At 64.5% G+C, this 23,585-nt stretch carries 21 protein-coding genes and 1 riboswitch; of the genes, 14 read left to right on the top strand and 7 right to left on the bottom strand.

Annotation, left to right across the window (positions count from 1 at the left end):
• Position 1: 1 nt before the first annotated feature.
• Positions 2–607, bottom strand: a complete 606-nt coding sequence (locus tag ACJA3S_RS23405) for a toluene tolerance protein (RefSeq protein WP_406820152.1) — start codon at positions 605–607, stop codon at positions 2–4.
• A gap of 101 nt (positions 608–708) precedes the next feature.
• On the opposite strand from ACJA3S_RS23405, the gene ACJA3S_RS23400 reads away from it, so the two are divergent.
• From ACJA3S_RS23400 to hldE, 3 genes are all read left to right on the top strand, one after another.
• Positions 709–1,884 (top strand): O-antigen ligase family protein, encoded by a 1,176-nt coding sequence (locus ACJA3S_RS23400; protein ID WP_406820151.1) that lies wholly within the window; start codon positions 709–711, stop codon positions 1,882–1,884.
• A 15-nt stretch (positions 1,885–1,899) separates the two neighbouring features.
• Positions 1,900–3,708, top strand: coding sequence for a lipid A export permease/ATP-binding protein MsbA (gene msbA / locus ACJA3S_RS23395; RefSeq protein ID WP_200626336.1), 1,809 nt, complete (start codon positions 1,900–1,902; stop codon positions 3,706–3,708).
• Positions 3,709–3,838: 130 nt separating this feature from the next.
• Positions 3,839–5,260 carry a bifunctional D-glycero-beta-D-manno-heptose-7-phosphate kinase/D-glycero-beta-D-manno-heptose 1-phosphate adenylyltransferase HldE gene (gene hldE, locus ACJA3S_RS23390; protein ID WP_170033072.1) on the top strand — a complete coding sequence of 474 codons (1,422 nt, stop codon included), beginning with the start codon at positions 3,839–3,841 and terminating at the stop codon, positions 5,258–5,260.
• Between the two features lie 132 nt (positions 5,261–5,392).
• On the opposite strand, the gene ACJA3S_RS23385 is transcribed toward hldE, so the two are convergent.
• The 4 genes from ACJA3S_RS23385 to ACJA3S_RS23370 all read right to left on the bottom strand — a co-directional run bounded on the left by ACJA3S_RS23385 (position 5,393) and on the right by ACJA3S_RS23370 (position 8,890).
• Positions 5,393–6,361 carry a metal ABC transporter ATPase gene (locus tag ACJA3S_RS23385; RefSeq protein WP_406820150.1) on the bottom strand — a complete coding sequence of 323 codons (969 nt, stop codon included), beginning with the start codon at positions 6,359–6,361 and terminating at the stop codon, positions 5,393–5,395.
• A 52-nt stretch (positions 6,362–6,413) separates the two neighbouring features.
• Entirely contained in the window at positions 6,414–7,226 is an 813-nt protein-coding gene (locus tag ACJA3S_RS23380; RefSeq protein ID WP_406820149.1) for an aldo/keto reductase, read from the bottom strand.
• Entirely contained in the window at positions 7,223–8,398 is a 1,176-nt protein-coding gene (locus tag ACJA3S_RS23375) for an NAD(P)/FAD-dependent oxidoreductase (protein WP_406820148.1), read from the bottom strand. The genes ACJA3S_RS23380 and ACJA3S_RS23375 overlap by 4 nt, the downstream gene beginning before the upstream one ends.
• A gap of 159 nt (positions 8,399–8,557) precedes the next feature.
• Positions 8,558–8,890, bottom strand: a complete 333-nt coding sequence (locus ACJA3S_RS23370; protein WP_170033064.1) for a multidrug efflux SMR transporter — start codon at positions 8,888–8,890, stop codon at positions 8,558–8,560.
• An 87-nt stretch (positions 8,891–8,977) separates the two neighbouring features.
• Between ACJA3S_RS23370 and ACJA3S_RS23365 the strand changes: the two genes are divergently transcribed.
• Positions 8,978–9,868, top strand: coding sequence for a LysR family transcriptional regulator (locus tag ACJA3S_RS23365; RefSeq protein ID WP_406820147.1), 891 nt, complete (start codon positions 8,978–8,980; stop codon positions 9,866–9,868).
• A gap of 11 nt (positions 9,869–9,879) precedes the next feature.
• Positions 9,880–11,148 carry a lipid IV(A) 3-deoxy-D-manno-octulosonic acid transferase gene (waaA, locus tag ACJA3S_RS23360; RefSeq protein WP_406820146.1) on the top strand — a complete coding sequence of 423 codons (1,269 nt, stop codon included), beginning with the start codon at positions 9,880–9,882 and terminating at the stop codon, positions 11,146–11,148.
• A gap of 169 nt (positions 11,149–11,317) precedes the next feature.
• Here waaA and ACJA3S_RS23355 read toward each other — a convergent pair whose 3' ends face one another.
• Positions 11,318–12,751, bottom strand: coding sequence for a TolC family outer membrane protein (locus tag ACJA3S_RS23355; protein ID WP_170033058.1), 1,434 nt, complete (start codon positions 12,749–12,751; stop codon positions 11,318–11,320).
• A 159-nt stretch (positions 12,752–12,910) separates the two neighbouring features.
• Positions 12,911–13,017: riboswitch (TPP riboswitch) on the top strand.
• A 155-nt stretch (positions 13,018–13,172) separates the two neighbouring features.
• On the opposite strand from ACJA3S_RS23355, the gene thiC reads away from it, so the two are divergent.
• Positions 13,173–15,053, top strand: a complete 1,881-nt coding sequence (thiC, locus tag ACJA3S_RS23350; RefSeq protein WP_170033056.1) for a phosphomethylpyrimidine synthase ThiC — start codon at positions 13,173–13,175, stop codon at positions 15,051–15,053.
• A gap of 175 nt (positions 15,054–15,228) precedes the next feature.
• On the top strand, positions 15,229–16,512 hold the full coding sequence (gene cytX, locus ACJA3S_RS23345; protein WP_170033054.1) for a putative hydroxymethylpyrimidine transporter CytX: 1,284 nt from the start codon (positions 15,229–15,231) through the stop codon (positions 16,510–16,512).
• Here the strand turns inward: cytX and ACJA3S_RS23340 are convergent.
• Complete coding sequence (locus ACJA3S_RS23340) at positions 16,481–17,227, bottom strand: RsiV family protein (RefSeq protein ID WP_170033052.1); 747 nt, start codon at positions 17,225–17,227, stop codon at positions 16,481–16,483. The genes cytX and ACJA3S_RS23340 overlap by 32 nt on opposite strands.
• 184 nt (positions 17,228–17,411) lie before the next feature.
• Between ACJA3S_RS23340 and ACJA3S_RS23335 the strand changes: the two genes are divergently transcribed.
• The 7 genes from ACJA3S_RS23335 to ACJA3S_RS23305 all read left to right on the top strand — a co-directional run bounded on the left by ACJA3S_RS23335 (position 17,412) and on the right by ACJA3S_RS23305 (position 23,581).
• Positions 17,412–18,029 carry an NUDIX domain-containing protein gene (locus ACJA3S_RS23335; RefSeq protein WP_406820145.1) on the top strand — a complete coding sequence of 206 codons (618 nt, stop codon included), beginning with the start codon at positions 17,412–17,414 and terminating at the stop codon, positions 18,027–18,029.
• Positions 18,020–18,472 (top strand): DUF1249 domain-containing protein, encoded by a 453-nt coding sequence (locus ACJA3S_RS23330; RefSeq protein ID WP_114170587.1) that lies wholly within the window; start codon positions 18,020–18,022, stop codon positions 18,470–18,472. Before ACJA3S_RS23335 ends, ACJA3S_RS23330 begins: the two co-directional genes overlap by 10 nt.
• Positions 18,473–18,557: 85 nt before the next feature.
• Positions 18,558–19,358, top strand: a complete 801-nt coding sequence (gene cpdA / locus ACJA3S_RS23325) for a 3',5'-cyclic-AMP phosphodiesterase (protein WP_406820144.1) — start codon at positions 18,558–18,560, stop codon at positions 19,356–19,358.
• Between the two features lie 177 nt (positions 19,359–19,535).
• Positions 19,536–20,144 carry a YqiA/YcfP family alpha/beta fold hydrolase gene (locus ACJA3S_RS23320; RefSeq protein WP_406820143.1) on the top strand — a complete coding sequence of 203 codons (609 nt, stop codon included), beginning with the start codon at positions 19,536–19,538 and terminating at the stop codon, positions 20,142–20,144.
• Between the two features lie 34 nt (positions 20,145–20,178).
• On the top strand, positions 20,179–22,083 hold the full coding sequence (gene parE / locus ACJA3S_RS23315; protein ID WP_170033045.1) for a DNA topoisomerase IV subunit B: 1,905 nt from the start codon (positions 20,179–20,181) through the stop codon (positions 22,081–22,083).
• Positions 22,080–23,066 carry an esterase-like activity of phytase family protein gene (locus ACJA3S_RS23310; RefSeq protein WP_406820142.1) on the top strand — a complete coding sequence of 329 codons (987 nt, stop codon included), beginning with the start codon at positions 22,080–22,082 and terminating at the stop codon, positions 23,064–23,066. The genes parE and ACJA3S_RS23310 overlap by 4 nt, the downstream gene beginning before the upstream one ends.
• Positions 23,063–23,581 carry a TIGR02281 family clan AA aspartic protease gene (locus ACJA3S_RS23305; RefSeq protein WP_406820141.1) on the top strand — a complete coding sequence of 173 codons (519 nt, stop codon included), beginning with the start codon at positions 23,063–23,065 and terminating at the stop codon, positions 23,579–23,581. The genes ACJA3S_RS23310 and ACJA3S_RS23305 overlap by 4 nt, the downstream gene beginning before the upstream one ends.
• Positions 23,582–23,585: the final 4 nt, after the last annotated feature.

The raw sequence follows: 23,585 nt of genomic DNA, 5'->3' as shown, positions 1-23,585 counted from the left end.
CTCAGCGGGCGAGCAATGCCGCCTCGAAGGCGGCGAGAGGGAACCGCTCGCCGAGCTTTTCCCGTTCGATATAGCGCACCATGTGCTGGACGTTGCGCCGGATCATGCGCGCCGACAGCGGCGGGCGCAGGAAGCGCATGTCAGCCACGTCGATCAGCCCCAACTGCTGGTCGGGCGTGACCACTACATTGCCCAGGTGCAACGAGCGGAAGTACACCCCGCTGCGGTGCAACTGGTGAATCAACTCGATCAGCCGCGGCAGGTAAACGTCCCAGCTGAACCCTTCATCACGCGACATCTGCAACAGGGTGCGCCCCGGCAGCGGCCGATACAGTACGGCGGTGCGGCCTGGCAGGTCGAGCTTGTGCTGGCTGATTACCTGCAGGGTGGGAATACCCATTTGCGCCAGGCGTGCGGCGTTGTCGACGAAGCGTTGCGAGTAGGGACGCAGCAGTGCAGATGAAATTAGCCGCTTCCTGCGAAAAACCTTGAGGAAATTACCATCCGCGAGCAGGTAGACTTTCGCACCATGGCTATCTGCCTCTAGCACCTGGGCGCCTAGTGTCAGCTGATCGAAGTCGACCTGGTTGAGCCGGGAGCATTGCATGAAAAGAGCCTTGTCATCGGGCGAACGAAATGACCGGCAATAATGCCGAAAATAATGTTGTTGCACCATTGGATGGTGTATTTGATTCATCGGGGGAAAGGATGTTGTATCAGAAAAACTGGGCAAAGGCCTGGTTGGGCTTGGGTCTGGTCTGGTTCCTGGCAGCGATTGCCCTGGCGCCGAGCAACAAGATCTATCAGCAAGGCCTGGTGTTGTTCCTGTGGTTGCCGACACTGGTCCTGGCATGGTCTGCCAGGCAGGTACTGGTGCAGGCCTGGAAGCGTCAGCCCGCTTTATGGGGGAGTGTGCTGTTGCTGTTGGCGTGGAGCGCGCTGAGCCTGGCATGGTCGGTGGGCGAAGAGCCGGGACGTGAGGCCAAGCGCCTGCTCTACATTCTGGTCTTCCTGTTGGCGTTCCCGTTGCTCGCGCAGCTTGGCCAGGCACGCATCCGCCAGTTGCTGCTGGTCGGTAGCGCTCTACTGGCCGTTGCTGCACTGGTTTCGGTGGTTCATTTCTACGCCATGCAGGGCTACCCTTTGCTGGCTCGCCTGCAAGGCATCGGCGAAATATCGCACCCGATCCTGGGCGCCTACGTCATCGGTTCGGCCGTGCTTGTCCTGCTGTACCAGCCGCCACGGCAGCGCGGCCTGCAACTGGCGTGGCTGGCGGCCCTGGCTTGTCTGGGGCTGTTCGTCATGCTCAGCCAGAGCCGTGGGGCCGTGCTGGCCCTGGCGCTCACGGTGATTCTCGCCCCGCTGTGGTTCCGCGATCGCCACAGCCGGGTGTTTGCCATGCTGGCCGCCCTTGCCACCGGCCTGGCCTTGTATTTCCTGTATGACCTCATCGCCCACCGTGGCTCGTCCTACCGGCCGGAAATCTTCCATTCCGCGATCGACATGATTGCCGCGCATCCCTGGACCGGCCTTGGCTTGGGGGCGGCCTATGACGTGACGGTCGGCAATAGGCACTTCGACCATACACACAACATGTTCACCCATGTCGCTGTTGAGCTGGGCCTGCCCGGCATGCTGCTGTGGGTCATGGTATGGCTGTACACGCTGGGTGAAATCGTACGGGCACGTGGCACCCTGTTCGGCAAGGTCCTGCTCGGTTTCTGGGTGTACTCGACCCTGGCCATGCAGTTCGATGCCGCCAGCCTCACCGGTACACCGCGTGCCGAATGGTTCATCAGCTGGCTGCCGGTGGGGCTGGTCATGTTGCTGCCATGGGGGCGTGCCGAAAATGATGCCTGTGGTAAAATTCGCGGTTCAACCTGAACAGCGAGCTCGATAATGGCCGAAACACCGCGACCGGCGGAACACACCTCCAGCCTGAAGATCTACTTCCGGCTGTTGAGCTATGTGAAACCCTATGTCGGCATTTTCCTGCTGAGCATCATTGGTTTCGTGATCTTTGCCTCGACCCAGCCCATGCTGGCCGGCATTCTTAAGTATTTCGTCGATGGGCTGAGCAACCCCGAAGCGGTGTTGTTCCCCAACGTCCCCTACCTGCGCGACCTGCAACTGCTGCAGGCGGTGCCGCTGCTGATCATCCTGATCGCCGCGTGGCAGGGCCTGGGTTCGTTCCTCGGCAACTACTTCCTGGCCAAGGTGTCCTTGTGCCTGGTGCACGACCTGCGCGTGGAATTGTTCAACAAGTTGCTGGTACTACCCAACCGCTACTTCGACAACCACAACTCCGGGCACCTGATTTCGCGCATCACCTTCAACGTGACCATGGTCACCGGTGCGGCCACCGATGCGATCAAGGTGGTGATCCGTGAAGGCCTGACGGTGGTGTTCCTGTTCGCCTACCTGCTGTGGATGAACTGGCACCTGACCTTGGTGATGGTTGCCATCCTGCCGGTGATCGCGGTAATGGTCAGCGTCGCCAGCAAGAAATTCCGCAAGCAGAGCAAGAAGATCCAGGTGGCCATGGGCGACGTGACCCATGTCGCCTCGGAAACCATCCAGGGCTATCGGGTGGTCCGCAGCTTTGGCGGCGAAGCCTACGAGGAGCAGCGTTTCGCCAAGGCCAGCCAGAGCAACACCGACAAGCAGCTGCGCATGACCAAGACCGGTTCGCTGTACACGCCGATGCTGCAACTGGTGATCTACTCGGCCATGGCTGCGCTGATGTTCCTGGTGCTGTTCCTGCGCGGTGAGTCCACTGCCGGTGACTTGGTCGCCTATATCACCGCCGCCGGCCTGCTGCCCAAGCCGATTCGTCAGCTTTCCGAGGTCAGTTCGACCATCCAGAAGGGCCTGGCCGGTGCCGAGAGCATCTTCGAGCAACTGGACGAAACGCCTGAAGTGGACACCGGTACCGTCGAGAAGGAGCGGGTGGAAGGGCGCCTCGAAGTGCGCAACCTGAGCTTCACCTACCCAGGCACCGAGCGCGAAGTGCTCAGCGACATCAGCTTCGTCGCCGAGCCTGGGCAGATGATCGCCCTGGTCGGCCGCTCGGGTAGCGGCAAGTCGACCCTGGCGGCGTTGATCCCGCGCTTCTATCACCACGACCAGGGGCAGATCCTGCTCGATGGCGTGGAGATCGAGAACTACCGCCTGCGCAACCTGCGTCGCCACGTTTCGCAGGTGACCCAGCACGTCACCCTGTTCAACGATACCGTGGCCAACAACATCGCCTACGGCGACCTGGCCGGGGCACCGCGTGCCGACATCGAAGCTGCTGCGGCCGACGCCTATGCCAAGGAGTTCGTCGACCGCTTGCCGAAAGGCTTCGATACCGAAGTGGGCGAGAATGGCGTACTGCTCTCCGGCGGCCAGCGCCAGCGCCTGGCCATTGCCCGGGCATTGCTGAAGAACGCACCGCTGTTGATCCTCGACGAAGCCACCTCGGCGCTCGACACCGAGTCCGAGCGGCATATCCAGGCTGCCCTGGACCATGTGATGCAAGGCCGTACCACGCTGGTGATCGCCCACCGCCTGTCGACCATCGAGAAGGCCGACCAGATCCTGGTAATGGATCAGGGCCGTCTGGTCGAACGCGGCACCCATGCCGAGTTGCTCGCGGCCAATGGCCATTATGCCCGCCTGCATGCCATGGGCCTGGATGAGCCGGCCAAGGCCGATATCACCTGAACCTTCGTTGATCGGGGCCGTCACGGCCCCGATTGTCACGGGAATTTTCCTGGGCTGATATGGCCGTAAAGCCGTCGCCAACCCTGTGCTAATATCCTGCCCCTGTTCATTATTTCCATATGGGTTGCCCATGAAGTTGTCCATGCCGCGTTTCGATCAAGCCCCGGTACTGGTGGTCGGCGATGTCATGCTCGACCGCTACTGGCATGGCGGTACTTCGCGTATCTCGCCGGAAGCGCCAGTCCCGGTGGTCAAGGTCGATCAGATCGAGGATCGCCCCGGCGGCGCGGCCAACGTTGCCTTGAACATCGCCGCCCTGGGTGCACCGGCGGCGCTGATCGGCGTCACCGGCCAGGACGAGGCCGCCGACAGCTTGGCCAACAGCCTGCAGGCTGCCGGCGTGCGCTCGGTGTTCCAGCGCATCGCGCACCAGCCGACCATCGTCAAGCTGCGGGTCATGAGCCGTCACCAGCAGCTGCTGCGCATCGATTTCGAAGAACCGTTCGCCACCGACCCGCTGTCGCTGGGCGCCGAGGTCGACAACCTGCTCGAAGGCGTCAAGGTGCTGGTCCTGTCCGACTACGGCAAGGGCGCACTGAAAAACCACCAGAGCCTGATCGAGGCGGCCCGGGCCAAGGGCATTCCGGTGCTCGCCGACCCCAAGGGCAAGGACTTCTCCATCTACCGTGGCGCCAGCCTGATCACCCCGAACCTCAGCGAGTTCGAGGCCATCGTCGGCCGTTGCGCCGATGAGGCCGACCTGGTCGCCAAGGGCCTGCAGCTGCTGCAGGATCTGGACCTAGGGGCCTTGCTGGTGACCCGTGGCGAGCACGGCATGACCCTGTTGCGCAGCGGCCAGCCGGCGCTGCACCTGCCGGCGCGGGCGCGGGAAGTATTCGACGTGACTGGTGCCGGCGATACCGTCATCTCCACCCTCGCGGCAGCCATCGCTGCCGGTGAGGACCTGCCGCACGCGGTGGCCCTGGCCAACCTGGCGGCGGGTATCGTGGTCGGCAAGCTGGGTACGGCGGCGATCAGCGCCCCTGAGCTGCGCCGGGCCATCCAGCGTGAAGAAGGCTCCGAGCGCGGTGTGCTGGGCCTGGAGCAACTGCTGTTGGCGATCGACGACGCGCGGGCGCACAAAGAGAAGATCGTCTTCACCAACGGTTGCTTCGACATCCTGCATGCCGGGCATGTCACCTACCTGGAGCAGGCCCGTGCCCAGGGTGACCGCCTGATCGTCGCGGTCAACGACGATGCCTCCGTCAGCCGCCTGAAAGGGCCGGGCCGGCCGATCAACAGCGTCGACCGGCGCATGGCCGTACTGGCCGGGCTGGGCGCGGTGGACTGGGTGATCAGCTTCCCTGAGGGTACCCCGGAGAACCTGCTGAGCCAGGTCAAGCCCGATGTACTGGTCAAGGGTGGTGATTACGGCATCGACCAGGTGGTGGGCGCCGATATCGTCAAGGCCTATGGCGGTACCGTGAAGGTGCTGGGGCTGGTCGAGAACAGCTCGACCACGGCGATTGTCGAGAAGATCCGCAAGCACTGACCTGCCCTTGGGGGCCGCTTCGCGGCCCATCGCGACACAAGGCCGCTCCTACAGGGGCTGCGCAACGCCCAGGTTTGCGCGATCCCCTGTAGGCCTTGTGTCGCGATGGGCTGCGCAGCAGCCCCCTGGATCCTACTTGTGCAGCGAAGTCCGCGCCCGCGCCAGCAGCGCCCGCGCCTTGTCACCAAAGCGCTGCAAGTGCGAGGCCCGCACCGGCTTGCTTTCCACTAACCCCTGCTGCTTCACCCAATCCTTCCAGCGCACCCGCTCTTCCTTCACCACCCAACCCTCCTGGTGAGCAAAACTCTCAGCCAGGTGTAGCCCCCGCGTGCTTGCCGGTACCAGCTCATCCTTTTTCAGCGTATACAGCTCGGCCAGTGGCTGGCCGTCCTGCAAAGGCATCAGGTACAGGTCCGGCCGTTTGCGGTTGAGCCGCGCCACCAGTTGGTCACCTTCGAGCCGCTCATCGACGTGGAACAGGCTGAGCTTCTTGGCCTCCCGAGGTACCTGCAGGCGCATGTCATAGATCAGCTGCAACGAAGCGGTGGGCAGGTGTACATAGGCTCGTGGCCGCTCCAGCAGCATCAGCTTGCCGCAATGCACCGGGCGCGCAGCGCCGGACTGCGGGGTCAGCACAAAGTGTGGGTTTTCACGGTAGTGCAGGGCTGCGGCGTAGGGCACCGGCAGCCAGGTATCGTTGAAGCGCCCGCCCAGCCAGCCTTCCGGGGTTTCCAGCAGGCATTCCTCGGCCACTTCCTGCACCGCAGTATGCAACGGCAGGTTCAGTTCCTGCGCCGGCACGTAACCGGAAATCAGCTTCAGCACCACATCGCCACGGTCTTGCCGGCGCTGGCGTACCAACACCCAGTAGTCACGGTTCTGCCAATGCAAGGTCAGTCGCACCGACACGCCCAGGTTGGCCAGTTCCACCACGAAGCGCTGCGCATCGGGCAACTGGATGGCCTTGCGCCGCTGTTGGGTCTGGGCGAAATTCAGCGGCATGCCGATGCTCTGGTAGATCAGCCCCTCGGGTGTAGCCTCGACATGCAGCGGCAGGGTCTTGAAGTTGCTCGGGTTCTTGCGGATCAGCGTACGCGCCACGAGGCTCCTCCTTGCGTCGGGTCAGTCTCCAGGCCAGTAGGCCAGGGGCAACTCAATGCCGGCCCAGAATACGGGCGACGGTCGCCACGTTATGGGCCAGGTGCAGCGGATTGATGGTGCCGACGATAGCACTGCTGACACCCTGATGGGCAAACAGCAGCTCGAAGCTGGCTTGCACCGGGTCCACCCCTGGGGCCAGGCAGATATGCCCGCTGGCCAAGGCCTTCTTCACCAGAATGGCCTTGCCGTGCTCGGCAGCGTAGTCCAGCACCGGGCGTTCTGCCTGCTCGTTGAGGTTGTAGGTGACCATGGCGCAATCGCCTTGCTCCAGCGCCTTCAGGCCGCCGGCGACAGTCTTGCCGGACAGGCCATAGCCGAGGATCTTGCCCTCCTGCTTGAGCTCGGCGAGGGTCTGGTACACCTCCTGCTGTTCGAGTATGGCCAGGTCGTTGCCGTCGGAGTGCACCAGCACCAGCTCGATGCGGTCGGTTTCCAGGCGCTGCAGGCTGCGCTCCACCGAACGGCGGGTGTGGGCAGCACTGAAGTCGAAGTGTGACTGGCCGTTGTCGAATTCTTCGCCGACCTTGCTGACAATCACCCATTCATCACGCTGGCCGCGCAGCAGCGGGCCCAGGCGCTCTTCGCTGCGGCCGTAGGCAGGTGCGGTGTCGATCAGGTTGATACCCAGCTCGCGGGCCTGGGCCAGCAGCAGGCGGGCGTCGTCATCACCGGGGATGGTGAAGCCGGTGGGGTACTTGACGCCCTGGTCGCGGCCCAGCTTGACCGTGCCCAGGCCCAGCGGCGAAACCTTGAAGCCAGTGCTGCCCAAGGGGCGGTGGAAGTCGTGCAGGGTTGGCAGGCTCATGGCAGCAGTTGCTCCCAGGCCGGTATGCCCAGTGGTGGGCGTGGCAGGTCGGCCAGGTCCGCCTGGGCCTGTGGGCGGATGCCGTCACGCTCCAGGTGCGCGATCACCCGGTCGCTGAAGTCCGGCGCCAGGGCCAGCTTGGTCGGCCAGCCGACCAGCAGGCGTTGCTGGTCGGCGAGGAAGGCGTTGTCGGGGCGCACCAGGCCCGATTGTGCTGGTTCCGCGCGGCTGACCCGCAGGGTGGCCCAGCGCACCTGGCTTTGGTCGACCCATGGCAGCAGGCTGGCGATTTCCTTCTGTGCCGCCGCGATTTGCGCCGACGGCTCGCGGGCCACGCCATCGGCTTCGGCCAGGTCGCCGCCCAGGTACCACACCCACTGGCCATCGGCGGCGGGATGGGTGGTGACGGTCACCCGCGGCTTCGGCCCGCCACCCAGGCAGTGGGCATAAAGCGGCTTCAGGCTGGCGCCTTTGGCCATGACCATGTGCAGTGGGCGGGTCTGCATGGCTGGCTGGTTCAGGCCCAGGGCATGCAGCAAGTCTTCGGTGCCAGCGCCAGCGCTGAGCACGATGCGCTGGGCGCGGATGTCGCGGCCATCCACGCACAGGCCGGCCAGCTCGTCAGCCTCGCGCAACGGTTCGATGCGCTCGCCGGCCAGCAGGCTGTCACCCGCCAGTTCGGCCAGGTTGGCCAGCAGGCTGGGCACGTCGACGACCAGTTCGGCCAGGCGATAGACCTTGCCCTTGAAGGCGCGGTCCTGCAGTGCCGGTGGCAATTGCTCGCCCTTCACCAGGTCGACCCGGCCGCGCACGGCCTTGCTGGCGAAGAAGCTGGTGAGGTTGCCGGCCAGGGTGCCTGGCGACCACAGGTAGTGGGCGTCGGACAGCAGGCGGGTATGGGTTAGGTCCAGCTCGCCGCTGCCATTCAGCGCTTCGCGCCAGCGCCGCGGCATGTCGGCGATGGCTTCCGAGGCACCGGTGAGGGCGCCGTGCAGGGCGTATTTAGTACCGCCATGGATGATGCCCTGGGACTTGATGGTTTGCTCGCCGCCAAGGCTGGCGCGCTCCACCAGCACTGTCGAATAGCCCAGGCGGCGCAGGCGGGCATTGAGCCAGAGGCCTGCGACCCCGGCGCCGACGATCAGCACGTCAGTGGAAATGGCGGATGGCATGGCGGTACCTCGAAGATTGGGACAGCTGGCAAGTATACAGGGTATACCTGCGAGGGCCCTATCGCCGGCCAGCCAGCCCACAGGGGGGGCGTTGGCCCAGCGGCCTGCGCTACCCCTGTGGGAGCTGGCTTGTCGGCGACAAGGCCCTCGCAGGCGGCATCAATGCCCAGCCGTCTTCGAAAACAGCTGGATCACCACCACCCCACCCACGATCATCGCCATGCCCAGCATGGCCGGCACATCCAGCTTCTGCCCATAGATCACCAGCGCCGCCACACTGATCAGCACGATCCCCAGCCCCGACCAGATGGCATAGGCGATCCCTACCGGAATGCTACGGACCACCAGGGTCAGCATCCAGAACGCGATGGCGTAGCCAATCACCATCAGCAACAGCGGCAGCGGCGTGCTCAGGCCTTTCACCGCTTTCATCGAGGCGGTGGCAATGACTTCGGCGCAAATGGCGATGGCGAGGTAGGTGTAGGCATTCATGACGGGATCCTCCGGTAACAGGCCGCAGATTCTAGACTCACCCTGGATGGGGTAAAGTCATTACCTATCAACAGTGGAGATAGGTCGATGGCCGAACAGTGGAACCTCGAACAGTTGCGCACGTTCCTGCGGGTCGCCGAACTGCGCTCGTTCTCGGCCGTGGCCCGCGAACAGCGCAAAGCCCAGTCGGCGATCAGCAGTGCGATTGCCATGCTTGAGGCCGACCTCGGGGTCACCTTGTTCGAACGCAGCAGTGGGCGCCAGCCCAAGTTGACCGAAAACGGCAGCGCCCTGCTGCTGGATGCCCGTGAACTGTTGCGCCAATGCGAGCGCCTGGATGGCCGCGCGCTGGCGCTGATGCGTGGGCAGGAGGCCTTGCTGCGGGTGGCCCAGGACGAAGCCATGCCCTACCAGCCGGTCATCGACAGCCTCGACGAACTGGCCAGCCGCTACCCGTTCCTGGAAGTGCAACTGGCCAGCGGCGCGCAAGGCGATGTCGCGCGCAAACTGGTGGAGCGACGTGCCGACCTGGGGCTGTTTTTCAATCACGAAAGCATCCCGGCCTCGTTGGACCGGCGTGCCTTGGGCAGCGTGGAAATGGTCACCGTCTGCGCGGTCGGCCATCCGTTGGCAGGCGAAGGCCGGGTCACCCGCCAGCAACTGGCCCGCCATCGGCAGTTGCTGATCACCCCGCAGCAAAGTGGCTACCCGGGCGGTGAGGCGATCAGCCCGCAGGTGTGGCGCGCCGACAGCTTCTACGCCATGGCCGAACTGTTGATGCGCGGGCTGGGCTGGGCCTGGCTGCCGCGACACGTGGTGCAATACCCGACCTACCAGGCACACATGGTCGAGCTGGACAGCGAGTGGCGACCACCGGCCCTGGTGGCCGAGCTGGCCTGGCGCCGCGACGAGCCCTTGGGCCCGGCCGCACAGTGGCTGGCCGAGCGCTTTGCAGTGCACCTGCGCGCGATCGGGTAAACTCCGCCGCCATGAACAGAACACTCTATACCTTGCTGTTTCACCTGGGCCTGCCGCTGGTTGCGCTGCGCCTGTACCTGCGCGCGCGCAAGGCGCCGGCCTATGGCCAGCGCATCGGCGAGCGCTTTGCCTGCAAGCTGCCGGCCATGCGCCAGGGCGGCATATGGGTGCATGCCGTTTCGGTGGGCGAGAGTATCGCTGCGGCGCCGATGGTGCGTGCCTTGCTCGAGGCCTACCCTGGGCTGCCGATTACCCTGACCTGCATGACGCCCACCGGTTCCGAGCGTATTCGCGCCCTGTTCGCCGACGAACCACGCGTGCAGCATTGCTACCTGCCGTACGACCTGCCTTGGGCGGCCGGGCGTTTCCTCGACCATGTGCGGCCGAAGCTGGGCATCATCATGGAAACCGAACTGTGGCCCAACCATATCCACCAGTGTGCCCGGCGTGGCATCCCGGTGGCCTTGGCCAACGCGCGTCTTTCCGAGCGTTCGGCCCGTGGCTATGGGCGCTTCGCCAAACTGACCCGGCCGATGCTGGCCGAGATGAGCCTGATTGCCGTGCAGACCGAAACCGAGGCCCAGCGCTTCCGTGAGCTGGGCGCGCGCCCCGAGTGCGTGCAGGTCACCGGTTCGATCAAGTTCGACCTGAAGGTAGACCAACAACTGCTGCCACAGGCCAGGGCATTGCGTGGACAGTGGGGGGCCGAGCAGCGCCCGGTGTGGATCGCCGCCAGCACCCACGAAGGTGAGGATGCCTTGATCCTGCAGGCGCACCGGCAGTTGCTGCAGGTACACGGTGATGCGTTGCTGATCCTGGTGCCGCGCCACCCTGAGCGGTTCGCTGCGGTGCACACGCTGTGCAGCGAACAGTTCAGCTGCGTGCGTCGCTCGGCCGGTACTCCGGTCGATGCGCAGACGCAGGTGTTGGTCGGCGACACCATGGGCGAGTTGCTTTTCCTCTATGCATTGGCCGACATTGCCTTCGTTGGCGGCAGCTTGGTAGCAACCGGTGGGCACAACCCGCTGGAGCCCGCAGCGCTGGCCCTGCCGGTGCTGATGGGCCCGCACGTGTTCAACTTCCTCGAGATCAGCGCCATGTTGCGCGAGGCGGGGGCGTTGCAACAGGTGGACGATGCCGACGGTTTGGCCGAGGCCGTGCGCCGGTTGATTGAGCTGCCGCAGGATGCCCAGCGCATGGGCGAGGCGGGCAGGGCGGTGATGCAGGCCAATCAGGGGGCGTTGCAGCGGTTGCTCGATGGCCTTGGCAACCTCATCTGATCTGCGCATAGATCTTCACAGCGCTGCGATTCCTGTAGAAGCGGCCTTGTGTCGCGATGGGCCGCGCAGCGGCCCCGAGTACAGCCAACCCGGTCCATCTCAATGACCGAATGTGCTCCCCCGGGGCCGCTGCGCGCCCCATCGCGACACAAGGCCGCTCCTGCACGCTTCAGGGGCGCCGTTCGAAGTTCTTCGCCGCCGCCGCAGCCAGGTCCGGCGGCAGGAAGTCCTTGTCCGGGTTGTAGTCCGGTTTCAGGTACTGCTTGAGGTCCTGCAGGTCCTGCGGGCTCAGGGTGCCGGCGGCCTGCTTCAGGCTCAGGTTGTCGAGAATGTAGTCATAGCGGCTGTTGTTGTAGTCGCGCACCGAGGTATACAGCTGGCGCTGGGCGTCGAGCACGTCGACGATGTTGCGAGTGCCCACCTGGTAGCCGATTTCGGTGGCTTCCAGTGCGCTCTGGTTGGAGATGATCGACTGCTTGCGCGCCTGCACCTGTTCCACATCGGTGTTCACCGCGCGATGCAGGTTGCGGGTGTTTTCCACCACCTGGCGGCGCAGGCTCTCGCGTTGCTGCTCGCTCTGGCTCAGGCGCTGGTAGGCCTCGCGCACCTGCGAGCTGGTCAGGCCGCCGCTGTAGATCGGGATATTCAGCTGCAGGCCGACGCTGGTCTGCTCGACATCACCGCTGTAATGCACCCCAGGCAGGGAAGGGTTGGTGAAACCGAGGCTGTCGTTATCACCTTTCTGGTACTTGGCCACCGCATCCAGCGTCGGCGCATGGCCAGCCTTGCGCTGGCGCAGCGTCTCCTCGGCAGCGGCAACCGCATAGTTGGTCGCCAGCAGGTTGAGGTTCTGGCGCCCGGCCGTCTCGACCCAGGCCTTGGCGTCGTTCGGGGTCGGTACCTGCACCGGCAAGGTGTGGACAACACCCTGGATCGATGTGTAATCACGGTTGGTCAGCGTCACCAGGGCCTCGAAGGCATCCTGCACCTGGCGTTCGGCAATGATCCGGTTGGCGCGTGCAGTGTCGTAGCTGGCCTGCGACTGGAGGACATCGGTCTTGTCCGACAGGCCGACATCGAAGCGCTCGTTGGACTGGTCCAGCTGGCGCTTGAACGCGGCTTCCTCGGCCTTGGTGGCAGCCAGGTTGTCCTGGGCCCGAAGGACGGCGAAGTAGTTCTGTGCAGTTTGCAATATCAGGTTCTGCTCGGTGGCCGACAGCTCCAGTGCCGCTTGTTCGTTGACGGCCTCGGCGGCCTGCAGCTGGAACCAGCGGTCAGCGCGGAAGATCGGTTGGGCCAGGGTCGCGCTCCACGAGTTGCCGCTGCGGTTGGAGGTCATCGACGGCTCATCCAGCTTGGTGCGGGTGTTCATCATCTCGGCACCGGCCGACAGGTTTGGCAGCAACCCGGCACGCGCCTGCGGCACCACTTCGCGACGGGCGCCATAATCGGCGCGGGCTGCGGCCAGGTCAGCGTTGTTGTCCACCGCTTCCTGGTAAACGCTGACCAGGTCGGTTTTCACTGTAGAGGGCACGTCCGCTGCCCAGACCACTCCGTTGGACGCACAAGACACGGCTATTGCCAGTGAGAGTTTGCGCAGCATAGAGGCAATCCTTGTACGAAGTTTAATTACTGAACTGTTGAGTATCGAGCGACGGGCCAGTGTAGTGCCATGCGCACCCGGCAACAATGCTCGGCGTACCTTTCATCATCCGCGCATTTACCCGCTTGGCTTTGCCGACCACTCCAGTCTAGACTGCGCATGTTCTTGTCGGGGTGCCTTGAAGCAAAGGCTGAGATCGCAAAGTTGCGGATCCCGTTGAACCTGATCAGGTTAGCGCCTGCGTAGGGAACAAGATTGCTCGCCTTCCCGGCCAGCCTCTTGTGCCAGGTCCGGGAATGTCACAGCTGCATGCAGCTTCAGGCACCCCCATATCCGGCACTGCACCCGTAAAGGGGTGCGTCCGCGCCTTTCAGGTTCACCCCGACATTCCACTGCCTGGAAGCCGTCTGGAGAGCCTGTGATGACCAAACAAGAAAAAGCGATAAACCTCAGCGAATCGGCACAAGTCGATCAGCAGTCCGTGCAACCCTTCCCGCGTTCGCGCAAAGTGTATGTCGAAGGCTCGCGCCCTGACATCCGCGTACCCATGCGTGAAATCAGCCTGGACGATACCCCGACCGATTTCGGTGGCGAAGCCAATGCCCCGGTGCTGGTCTACGATACTTCGGGCCCGTACACCGACCCCAACGTGGTCATCGACGTGCGCAAGGGCCTGGCCGATGTGCGTTCGGCGTGGATCGAAGCGCGCGGTGATACCGAACGCCTGGACGGCCTGAGCTCCAACTTCGGGCAGCAGCGCCTGAACGATGCCGAGCTGGCCAAGCTGCGTTTCGCCCACGTGCGCAACCCGCGCCGTGCCAAGGCCGGCGCCAACGTCTCGCAGATGCACTACGCCCGCCAGGGCATCATCACCGCCGAGATGGAATATGTGGCCATCCGTGAAAACATGAAGCTGCAGGAGGCCCGCGCCGCTGGCCTGCTGAACGAGCAGCACGCCGGCCACAGCTTCGGTGCCAATATCCCCAAGGAAATCACTCCCGAATTCGTTCGCCAGGAAATCGCTCGTGGCCGCGCGATCATCCCGGCCAACATCAACCACCCCGAACTGGAGCCGATGATCATCGGCCGCAACTTCCTGGTGAAGATCAACGGCAACATCGGCAACAGTGCCCTGGGTTCCTCGATCGAGGAAGAAGTGGCCAAGCTGACCTGGGGCATCCGCTGGGGTTCGGACACGGTCATGGACCTGTCCACCGGCAAGCACATCCATGAAACCCGCGAGTGGATCATCCGCAACTCGCCGGTGCCGATCGGCACCGTGCCGATCTACCAGGCCCTGGAAAAGGTCAATGGCGTAGCCGAAGACCTCACCTGGGAGCTGTTCCGCGACACCCTGATCGAGCAGGCCGAGCAGGGTGTGGACTACTTCACCATCCATGCCGGCGTGCTGCTGCGTTATGTGCCGCTGACCGCCAAGCGCGTCACCGGTATCGTCAGCCGCGGTGGCTCGATCATGGCCAAGTGGTGCCTGGCGCATCACAAGGAAAACTTCCTGTACACGCATTTCGAAGAGATCTGCGAGATCATGAAGGCCTACGACGTCAGCTTCTCGCTGGGCGACGGCCTGCGCCCGGGCTCGATTGCCGACGCCAACGATGCTGCGCAGTTCGGTGAGCTGGAAACCCTCGGTGAACTGACCAAGATCGCCTGGAAGCACGACGTGCAGTGCATGATCGAAGGCCCCGGCCACGTGCCGATGCAGTTGATCAAGGAAAACATGGACAAGCAGCTGGAGTGCTGCGACGAGGCGCCGTTCTACACGCTCGGCCCGCTGACCACCGATATCGCCCCAGGCTACGACCACATCACCTCGGGCATTGGTGCCGCGATGATCGGCTGGTTCGGTTGCGCCATGCTCTGCTACGTCACTCCCAAGGAGCACCTCGGCCTGCCGAACAAGGATGACGTGAAGACCGGCATCATCACCTACAAGATCGCCGCGCATGCTGCCGACCTTGCCAAGGGCCATCCGGGCGCGCAGATTCGTGACAATGCCTTGTCCAAGGCGCGCTTCGAGTTCCGTTGGGAAGACCAGTTCAACCTGGGCCTGGACCCGGACACCGCCCGTGCCTTCCACGACGAGACCCTGCCGAAGGAATCGGCCAAGGTCGCGCACTTCTGCTCGATGTGCGGGCCGAAGTTCTGTTCGATGAAGATCACCCAGGAAGTACGTGAATACGCTGCCAAGATCGAGACCGTGGACGTGACGGTCGAGCAGGGCATGCGCGAGCAGGCCGAGCGGTTCCGCCAGGAAGGCAGCCAGCTGTACCACAAGGTCTAAGCCGCAGTGCTAACCCTGTAGAAGCGGCCTTGTGTCGCGATGGGCCGCGAAGCGGCCCCGGCAATTTCAGTCGCGAGGCTGAAAGCCCGGGGCCGCTTTGCGGCCCTTTCGCGACACAAGGCCGCTCCTGCCACGACCGCGTCCAATCAAATTACCTTGCCGAGTGCCTGCAAGCATGACATCACCCAGCCAATTCTCCCCCGAACACCCGGTCCCCACCGCCCAGCGCATCTTCGGCGCCCGCGACCTGTTCTCGCTGTGGTTCTCCCTGGGCATCGGCCTGATGGTGTTGCAGGTCGGCGCCATGCTGGCGCCTGGCCTGGGCCTGGCCAGCGCGATGCTGGCGATTGCCCTGGGCACTGCTGTCGGGGTGTTGCTGCTGGGCGCCGCCGGGGTCATCGGTAGCGATACTGGCCTGTCGGCCATGGGCACCCTGAAACTCAGCCTGGGCGGCTACGGCGCGCGCTTGCCGGCACTGCTGAACCTGTTGCAACTGGTAGGCTGGGGCGCGTTCGAAATCGTCGTCATGCGCGATGCCGCCAGCCTGCTGGGCGCGCGCGCATTCGGCGACGCCAGTGCCTGGAACAGCCCGATGCTCTGGACCCTGTGCTTTGGCGCCCTGGCCACCTTGCTCGCGGTCAGCGGGCCGCTGGCGTTCGTGCGCAAGGTGTTGCGCGCCTGGGGTATCTGGCTGCTGCTGGGCGCCTGCCTGTGGCTGACCTGGAACCTGTTCGCCAAGGCCGACCTGGCCGAGTTGTGGCAGCGTGCCGGCGACGGCTCGATGTCGTTGGCGGTGGGCTTCGACATCGTCATCGCCATGCCGTTGTCCTGGCTGCCGCTGATCGCTGACTACTCGCGCTTCGCCCGCAACGGCAAGCATGTGTTCGGCGGCACGGTAGTGGGCTATTTCATCGGCAACACCTGGCTGATGAGCCTGGGCGTGGCCTACACCCTGGCCTTCGCTGCCAGTGCCGAAGCCAACGCCTTGCTATTGGCCCTGGCAGGGGCTGGCATGGGCATCCCGCTGCTGCTGATCCTGCTGGACGAGGCGGAGAAGGCCTTCGCCGACATTCACTCGGCGGCAGTCTCCACAGGCGTGCTGGTGCGCCTGAAGGTCGAGCACCTGGCGCTGATCATTGGCGTGCTGTGTACCCTGATCGCGCTGCTGGCGCCACTGGCGCAGTACGAGAACTTCCTGCTGCTGATCGGCTCGGTGTTCGCACCGCTGTTCGGCGTGGTGCTGGTGGACCATTACCTGATCCGTCGTCGGCGCCTGCCGCTACAGGTACGCAACCTGCACTGGCAGGCGTTGCTGGCGTGGGTGGTGGGCGTGGCGGCTTACCATGTCATCGCCGCACAGGCGCCGGACCTGGGGGCGACCCTGCCGGCATTGCTACTGGCAGGGCTGGTGCATGGGCTGCTGGGTTTCAGCCGCGGCCGGGAAACAGCTCAGGCTTGAGTACGCCATTCAGGCGCGGGTAGGGGATTTTCAGTTCCACGTGGCCCATGGAGTAGGGCGCGATGGCATAGACCTCGTACTTCACCACCACCGCGCCGTAGGTCAGGGCGATGTGCGGCGAGTGCTTGAATGGCCAGGTCTTGATGAACTCGGCGTCCTTGTCCATGCCCACGCTCATCAGCCAGGCACGGTGCGATTCCTCGACGGTTTTCCAGAAGGTATCTTCCTGGCCGGGCAGCAGCATGTCCTGCAGGGTCAGTACCTTGTCCAGCTTGCGCGAATAGTTGATGAAGCCGCGACCGGGCATGCCGTGGGCGCCGCCGCTGTCCAGGTAGCTGGACAACTCGATGATCACCAAGCCGTCATGCTGTTCACGTACCTTGGCCTGCAGGTAGCTGCTGTTGCGCTTGTCGGCAGTGGCCAGGTATTGCTGCTCGTAGGCTTGCAGGGTAGTCGGCGTGTTGCCGTGCTGGTTGTCTTCGGTCAACTGCAGCAGGCGTTTTTCGACGATGCCGTCGAGTTTGGGCAGGGCCGGGAAGTGGATGGTGTCGATGTTCACCAGCGGGCAGTCACTTTCGCTGCAGCCGGGTTTGACATGCTCCCAGGCATCGCGCTTGACCTCGAGCGGCGCCCGGTAATTGGGCGTGAACAGGCTCTGGCAGGCGCCCAGGGCCAGGGCCAGCACGGCCACGGAAGTCAGTTTGACAAGTGTCATGGTGATCCTTGCAGAACAGGGAAAGTCGGCCTTTGACCGTCTGCGCGGCCTTCAGTTCGCCACTAAGCTAACAGAGAGCGGGCGCGCTGTCCCGACTGCGCGAACGGTAACCGGAAAGGGGTGAAACCCGCTGGCGTGCGGAGTAGGATGGCGCGATGCTGTAAACGAGGTAATGAGGATTTCCATGTCAGACACGTTGAACCCAGTGCCCAAGGCGGTCGAGATCGTCAAGCGGGAAAACTGCTTCCAGGGCTTCTACCGGCTCGACAAGGTGCACCTGCGCCACGAGTTGTTCGCCGGGGGCATGGGCCGCGAGATCAGCCGCGAACTGTTCGTGCGCCATGATGCGGTGTGCGTGCTGCCCTATGACCCGCTGCGCGATGAAGTGGTGCTGATCGAACAGTTCCGGGTGGGGGCCATGGGCAAGACCGCCAACCCCTGGCTGATCGAGTTGGTCGCCGGGTTGATCGACAAGGATGAGCAACCCGAGGAGGTCGCCCATCGCGAAGCCGAAGAGGAAGCCGGCCTGGCCTTCAGCGCGCTGTGGCCGATGACCCGTTACTTCCCGTCGCCCGGTGGCAGTGACGAGTACGTCCACCTGTTCCTCGGCCGTTGCAGCAGCGAAGGCGCGGGTGGCCTGCACGGCCTGGAGGAAGAGGGCGAAGACATTCGCGTGCGCGTATGGTCGTTTGAAGATGCCTTGCAGGCCGTGCGCGACGGGCGCGTTTGCAACGCGGCAACCATCATCGGCCTGCAATGGCTGGCGCTGAACCGTGACGAAGTACGAGGTATGTGGAAGTGAACCTGCTGCGCGAGCGTTATCGGGTCGACCTGGTCGGGCTGCAGGCAGCCTGCGAGGCCAACTACGCCCGGCTGATGCGCCTGTTGCCAGACATGCGCACCACCCAGAGCTCGCGTCGCATCGGCATGACCCAGGGCGACCAGATGCTCGGCGTACTGGTGCTCGACGTGGTGCTCGCGTGCCCGTACACCACCACCTTGCACGTGCGCCAGGAGCACAGCCTGCCATGGTTGCCGGTACCGCACCTGGAAGTGCAGGTGTACCACGATGCGCGCATGGCCGAAGTGGTCAGCGCCGAGCATGCCCGGCGCCTGCGCAGCATCTACCCCTATCCCAACGCGGCCATGCACCAGCCGGACGAAAAGGCCCAGCTCAACCTGTTCCTGGGTGAATGGCTGAGCCACTGCCTGGCCTGCGGCCACGAGCTGGCAAGCGTTCGCTGAATTGTGACGTGGTTTGGCTGCGGGTGTTTGCTCGCAACCGTTGTACCGCCATAATCCGTGCTGAATCCGTTCGAGGAGACGGCCGTTGCCGCAGCCAGATCAATCGCGCCCCGTGCATGTGGTGCAACTGACCGATGCCCACCTGTTCGCCGACCCGGCCGGCAGCATGCTGGGCCTCAATACCCGCGACAGCCTGCGCCATGTGGTAGCCCAGGTGCGCCGCGAGCAAACACTTGTCGACCTGCTGCTGTGCACCGGTGACCTGTCCCAGGATGCCAGCGTGGCGTCGTATGAAGCCTTTCGCGAACTGACCGCGCCGTTCGCCGTGCCCACTCGCTGGTTGCCAGGCAACCATGACGAGGCGCGGCTGATGGCGCAGGTTGCCCCCGAGCTGGTGCAGGCGGTGACCGATATCGGTGCGTGGCGCATCGTCATGCTCGACACGGCGGTGCCCGGGGCGACCCACGGGTGGTTGCAGGATGATCAGCTGGCGCTGCTGACAGCGGCCTTGGCGTCGGCGGGCGACCGGCACTGCCTGGTGTGTTTCCACCATCAGCCGGTGGACATCGGTTGCGCCTGGATCGCGCCGATCGGCTTGCGCAACGCGCAGGCGCTGTTTGCAATCGTCGACGCTTATCCACAGGTGCGGGCGCTGCTCTGGGGGCATGTGCACCAACCCTGGGATGAAATGCGCGCGGGTCGCCGTTTGCTGGCCACGCCGTCCACCTGCATTCAGTTCGCGGCAGGCAGCGAGGACTTCAAGGTCAGTGAAGAGCAGCCTGGGTACCGCTGGTTGCGCCTGCACGCCGACGGGCGGTTGGAGACCGGAGTGGAGCGGGCGTTGGACTTCGAGGTGAAGCTCGACTTCGATAGCCCGGGGTATTGATGACCCTGCGGCTGTTGCCCAGCCGATCGCCAGCGATGGGGCGCGCAGCGACACCGGCGCTGTTGATGAAATTGTTGCGAAATCCATGGCACTGCGTCAAAACCCGGCGAACGCGCTACACTGCGCGTCCCTGCGCCCGCATCATCAGGCGCCAAGCCACAGATTACCGGGGGCAGCATGTCGGGTTCCATCCTCTATATCCATGGCTTCAACAGTTCGCCGCTTTCGACCAAGGCGCGCCAGCTCGCGGCTGTCATGCAGCAGCTCGGCATGGCCGACCAGTTGCGCGTGCCCGCCTTGCACCACCACCCGCGCCAGGCCATCGCCCAGCTCGAAGCGGCCATCGCCGAACTGGGTGCACCACTGCTGGTAGGCAGTTCGCTCGGCGGCTACTATGCCACCCATCTGGCCGAGCGCCATGGCCTCAAGGCCCTGCTGGTGAACCCGGCGGTAACGCCGCACAAGCATTTCGACGGGTACCTCGGCACCCAGCGCAATCACTACAGCGGTGAAACCTGGGAACTGACCCATGACCATGTGCAGGCCCTGGCCGAGCTGGAAGTACCGGCGCCGGTGGACGCCAGCCGCTATCAAGTGTGGCTGCAGACCGCCGATGAAACCCTGGACTATCGCCACGCCGAACGCTATTACCGTGGCTGTGCCCTGCGCATCCAGGCTGGCGGCGACCACAGTTTTCAGGGCTTCGCCGAGCGCCTGCCGGCACTGCTGGCCTTCGCCGGCATTGCCCGTGGGCAGTATGCAGCGCTCGATTTTTCTGTATTTTGACTTTTTGCATTCACCAGACTGACGACGAGACCCCATGGCCAATCCCAGCGCTAGCGCCTATAACGCAGACGCCATCGAAGTCCTCTCGGGCCTTGACCCGGTCCGCAAGCGGCCGGGCATGTACACCGATACCAGCCGCCCCAACCACCTGGCCCAGGAAGTCATCGACAACAGCGTCGACGAAGCCCTGGCCGGCCACGCCCGTTCGGTGCAGGTCATCCTCCATGCCGACCACTCGCTGGAAGTCAGCGACGATGGCCGCGGCATGCCGGTGGACATCCACCCGGAAGAGGGCGTGTCCGGGGTCGAGCTGATCCTCACCAAGCTGCACGCCGGCGGCAAGTTCTCCAACAAGAACTACCAGTTTTCCGGCGGCCTGCACGGTGTGGGTATCTCGGTGGTCAACGCCTTGTCGACCCAGGTGCGCGTACGCGTCAAGCGCGACGGCAACGAATACCAGATGACTTTCGCCGATGGCTTCAAGGCCAGCGAACTGGAAGTGATCGGCTCGGTTGGCAAGCGCAACACCGGCACCAGCGTGTACTTCAGCCCCGACCCCAAGTACTTCGATTCACCCAAGTTTTCCATCAGCCGCCTCAAGCACGTGCTCAAGGCCAAGGCCGTGCTGTGCCCGGGCCTGCTGGTCAGTTTCGAGGACAAGGCCAGCGGCGAGAAGGTCGAGTGGCACTACGAAGACGGCCTGCGTTCCTACCTGGTCGACTCGGTCAACGAATTCCAGCGCCTGCCCGACGAGCCGTTCTGCGGTAGCCTGGCGGGTAACAAGGAAGCCGTCGACTGGGCCCTGCTGTGGCTGCCCGAAGGTGGCGACAGCATCCAGGAAAGCTACGTCAACCTGATTCCCACCGCCCAGGGTGGCACCCATGTCAACGGCCTGCGCCAAGGCCTGCTGGACGCCATGCGCGAGTTCTGCGAATTCCGCAACCTGCTGCCGCGTGGGGTGAAGCTGGCGCCGGAAGACGTCTGGGAACGCATCACCTTCGTGCTGTCGATGAAGATGCAGGACCCGCAGTTCTCCGGGCAGACCAAAGAACGCCTGTCGTCGCGCGAGGCGGCAGCGTTCGTTTCCGGTGTGGTCAAGGACGCCTTCAGCCTGTGGCTCAATGCCCACCCCGAGCTGGGCATGCAACTGGCGGAGCTGGCCATCAGCAATGCCGGGCGCCGCCTCAAGGCCAGCAAGAAGGTCGAGCGCAAGCGCATCACCCAGGGCCCGGCGCTGCCCGGCAAGCTGGCCGACTGTGCCGGCCAGGACCCGATGCGGGCCGAGCTGTTCCTGGTCGAAGGTGACTCGGCCGGTGGTTCGGCCAAGCAGGCACGCGACAAGGAGTTCCAGGCGATCCTGCCGCTGCGTGGCAAAATCCTCAACACCTGGGAAGTGGACGGCGGCGAAGTACTGGCCAGCCAGGAAGTGCACAACATCGCCGTGGCCATCGGCGTCGACCCGGGTGCCACCGACCTTGCACAACTGCGCTACGGCAAGATCTGCATCCTCGCCGACGCCGACTCCGACGGCCTGCACATCGCCACGCTGCTCTGCGCGCTGTTCGTCCAGCACTTCCGTGCCCTGGTCGAGGCTGGCCATGTGTACGTGGCCATGCCGCCGCTTTACCGCATCGACCTGGGCAAGGAAATCTACTATGCCCTCGACGAGGCCGAGCGCGATGGCATCCTCGACCGCCTGGTGGCCGAGAAGAAGCGCGGCAAGCCGCAGGTCACCCGCTTCAAGGGCCTGGGCGAAATGAACCCGCCTCAGCTGCGTGAAACGACCATGGACCCGAACACCCGGCGCCTGGTGCAACTGACCCTGGACGACGTGCAGGCCACCTGCGAGCTGATGGACAAGCTGCTGGCCAAGAAGCGCGCGGGCGACCGCAAGAGCTGGCTGGAAACCAAGGGCAACCTGGCCGAGGTCATGGTTTGATTCGGTGGCTTCTGGCTGCCTGCCTGGCGCTGCTTGCCCTGCCGAGCCTGGCGGGCAACTGGCCAGAGCTGAAGCTGAGCGGCGAACACCCGATCGACGGCATGCGCGGGGGCAACCTGTCCGGCCTGGTGGAATGCCGGGGCGCATTGTGGGGCGTGTCCGACCGCGACGACGATCGCATCTACCGCTTCGACCGGCAGGATGCGACCTGGCGTGCGCAGCCGCTGTCCTTCACCGCGCCGCCGGTGCCGGAAAGCGGCCTGCCCTGGGGCCTGAAGTCGCGCAACTGGGCGGCGTCGTATATTCGCGGGGGTGAGCTGGACTTCGAAGGCATCACCTGCGACCAGGCGGGCAACCTGTACCTGGTCAGCGAGGCCCATGCCGGCGTACTGCAGCTGCCGCTGGACGGCCAGGTGGATTGGCTGAAGATCGACCCGGCCATGGTCCGCCAGGCCCGGGCCAGCGGCATGCTGCTGAACTTCAATGCCTTGTTCGAAGGCTTGGCCATCAGCCCGGCGGGCGACCGCCTGTGGCTGGCCGCCGAACGTGAGCGGCGTGGCCTGGTGGCTATCGAGCGCCAGCAGTCGGTGTGGACCTGCGGGCGCAGCTGCGTCCTGCTGAGCGAAGCCGGGGTCGAGATGCAACCGCCGCAGATGCCCGATGCCCAGGCCCAGTCGCGTGACTTTGCCGACCTGGCCTGGTTCGAGGGCAAGTTGTTCACCCTCGAACGCAACGCCTACCGCATCTGCCGGCGTGCTGCCGACAACGGTGAAGTCGAGCGCTGCTGGTCGTTCGCTGCCGACGCGCTGGTCGAGTCGCGCCGCTATCAGCAACCGTACGGCCTGGCCGAGGCACTGGTAATCGATGCCGAAGGTGCCTGGATCGGTGTGGACAACAACAACGGCGCGCGTGCCGATGGCGAGACGCGTCCGATCGTCTGGCGTTTCGATGCACCGCAGGGCGGCTGGAGCGCCAAGCCATGAGCCAGGCACCGGGCAAGCGGGCTGGCAAGGTACTGATGATCGTCGCCTGGGCGGCGGCGCTGTTCCTTGCCACGCGCTTCTTCGGCCAATGGGAAGAGCGCCAGCGCAACCCCAATGCCCAGGTGCAATCGTCGCATGGCGAAGGTTTCATCGAAGTGCGCTTGCTGGGCAACGGCCAGGGCCACTTCGTGATGGATGGCGCGATCAACGGCCAGGTCGTGCACTTCATGCTCGACACTGGCGCCACCGACGTGGCGATCCCCGAGGCGTTGGGCCGCGAGCTGGGCCTGGAGCGCGGCAGCCCGGTGCAGCTGAGTACCGCCAACGGTCGCACCGAAGGTTACCGGACGCGCCTGGCCAGCCTGCAGCTGGGGGATATCCGCCTGCACGATGTGCGCGCCATCGTGGTGCCGGGCCTGGATGGGCAAACCGTATTGCTGGGCATGAGTGCCCTGAAACAACTTGAATTTACCCAGCGCGGCGGCACCATGCTGCTGCGCCAGAACCTGAAATGACGAG

The organism is Pseudomonas sp. KnCO4 (assembly GCF_045344305.1).
Classification (GTDB): Bacteria; Pseudomonadota; Gammaproteobacteria; order Pseudomonadales; family Pseudomonadaceae; genus Aquipseudomonas; species Aquipseudomonas anuradhapurensis.
The sequence above is the reverse complement of the archived record's forward strand: the minus strand, read 5'-3'. Positions and strand labels throughout refer to the sequence as shown.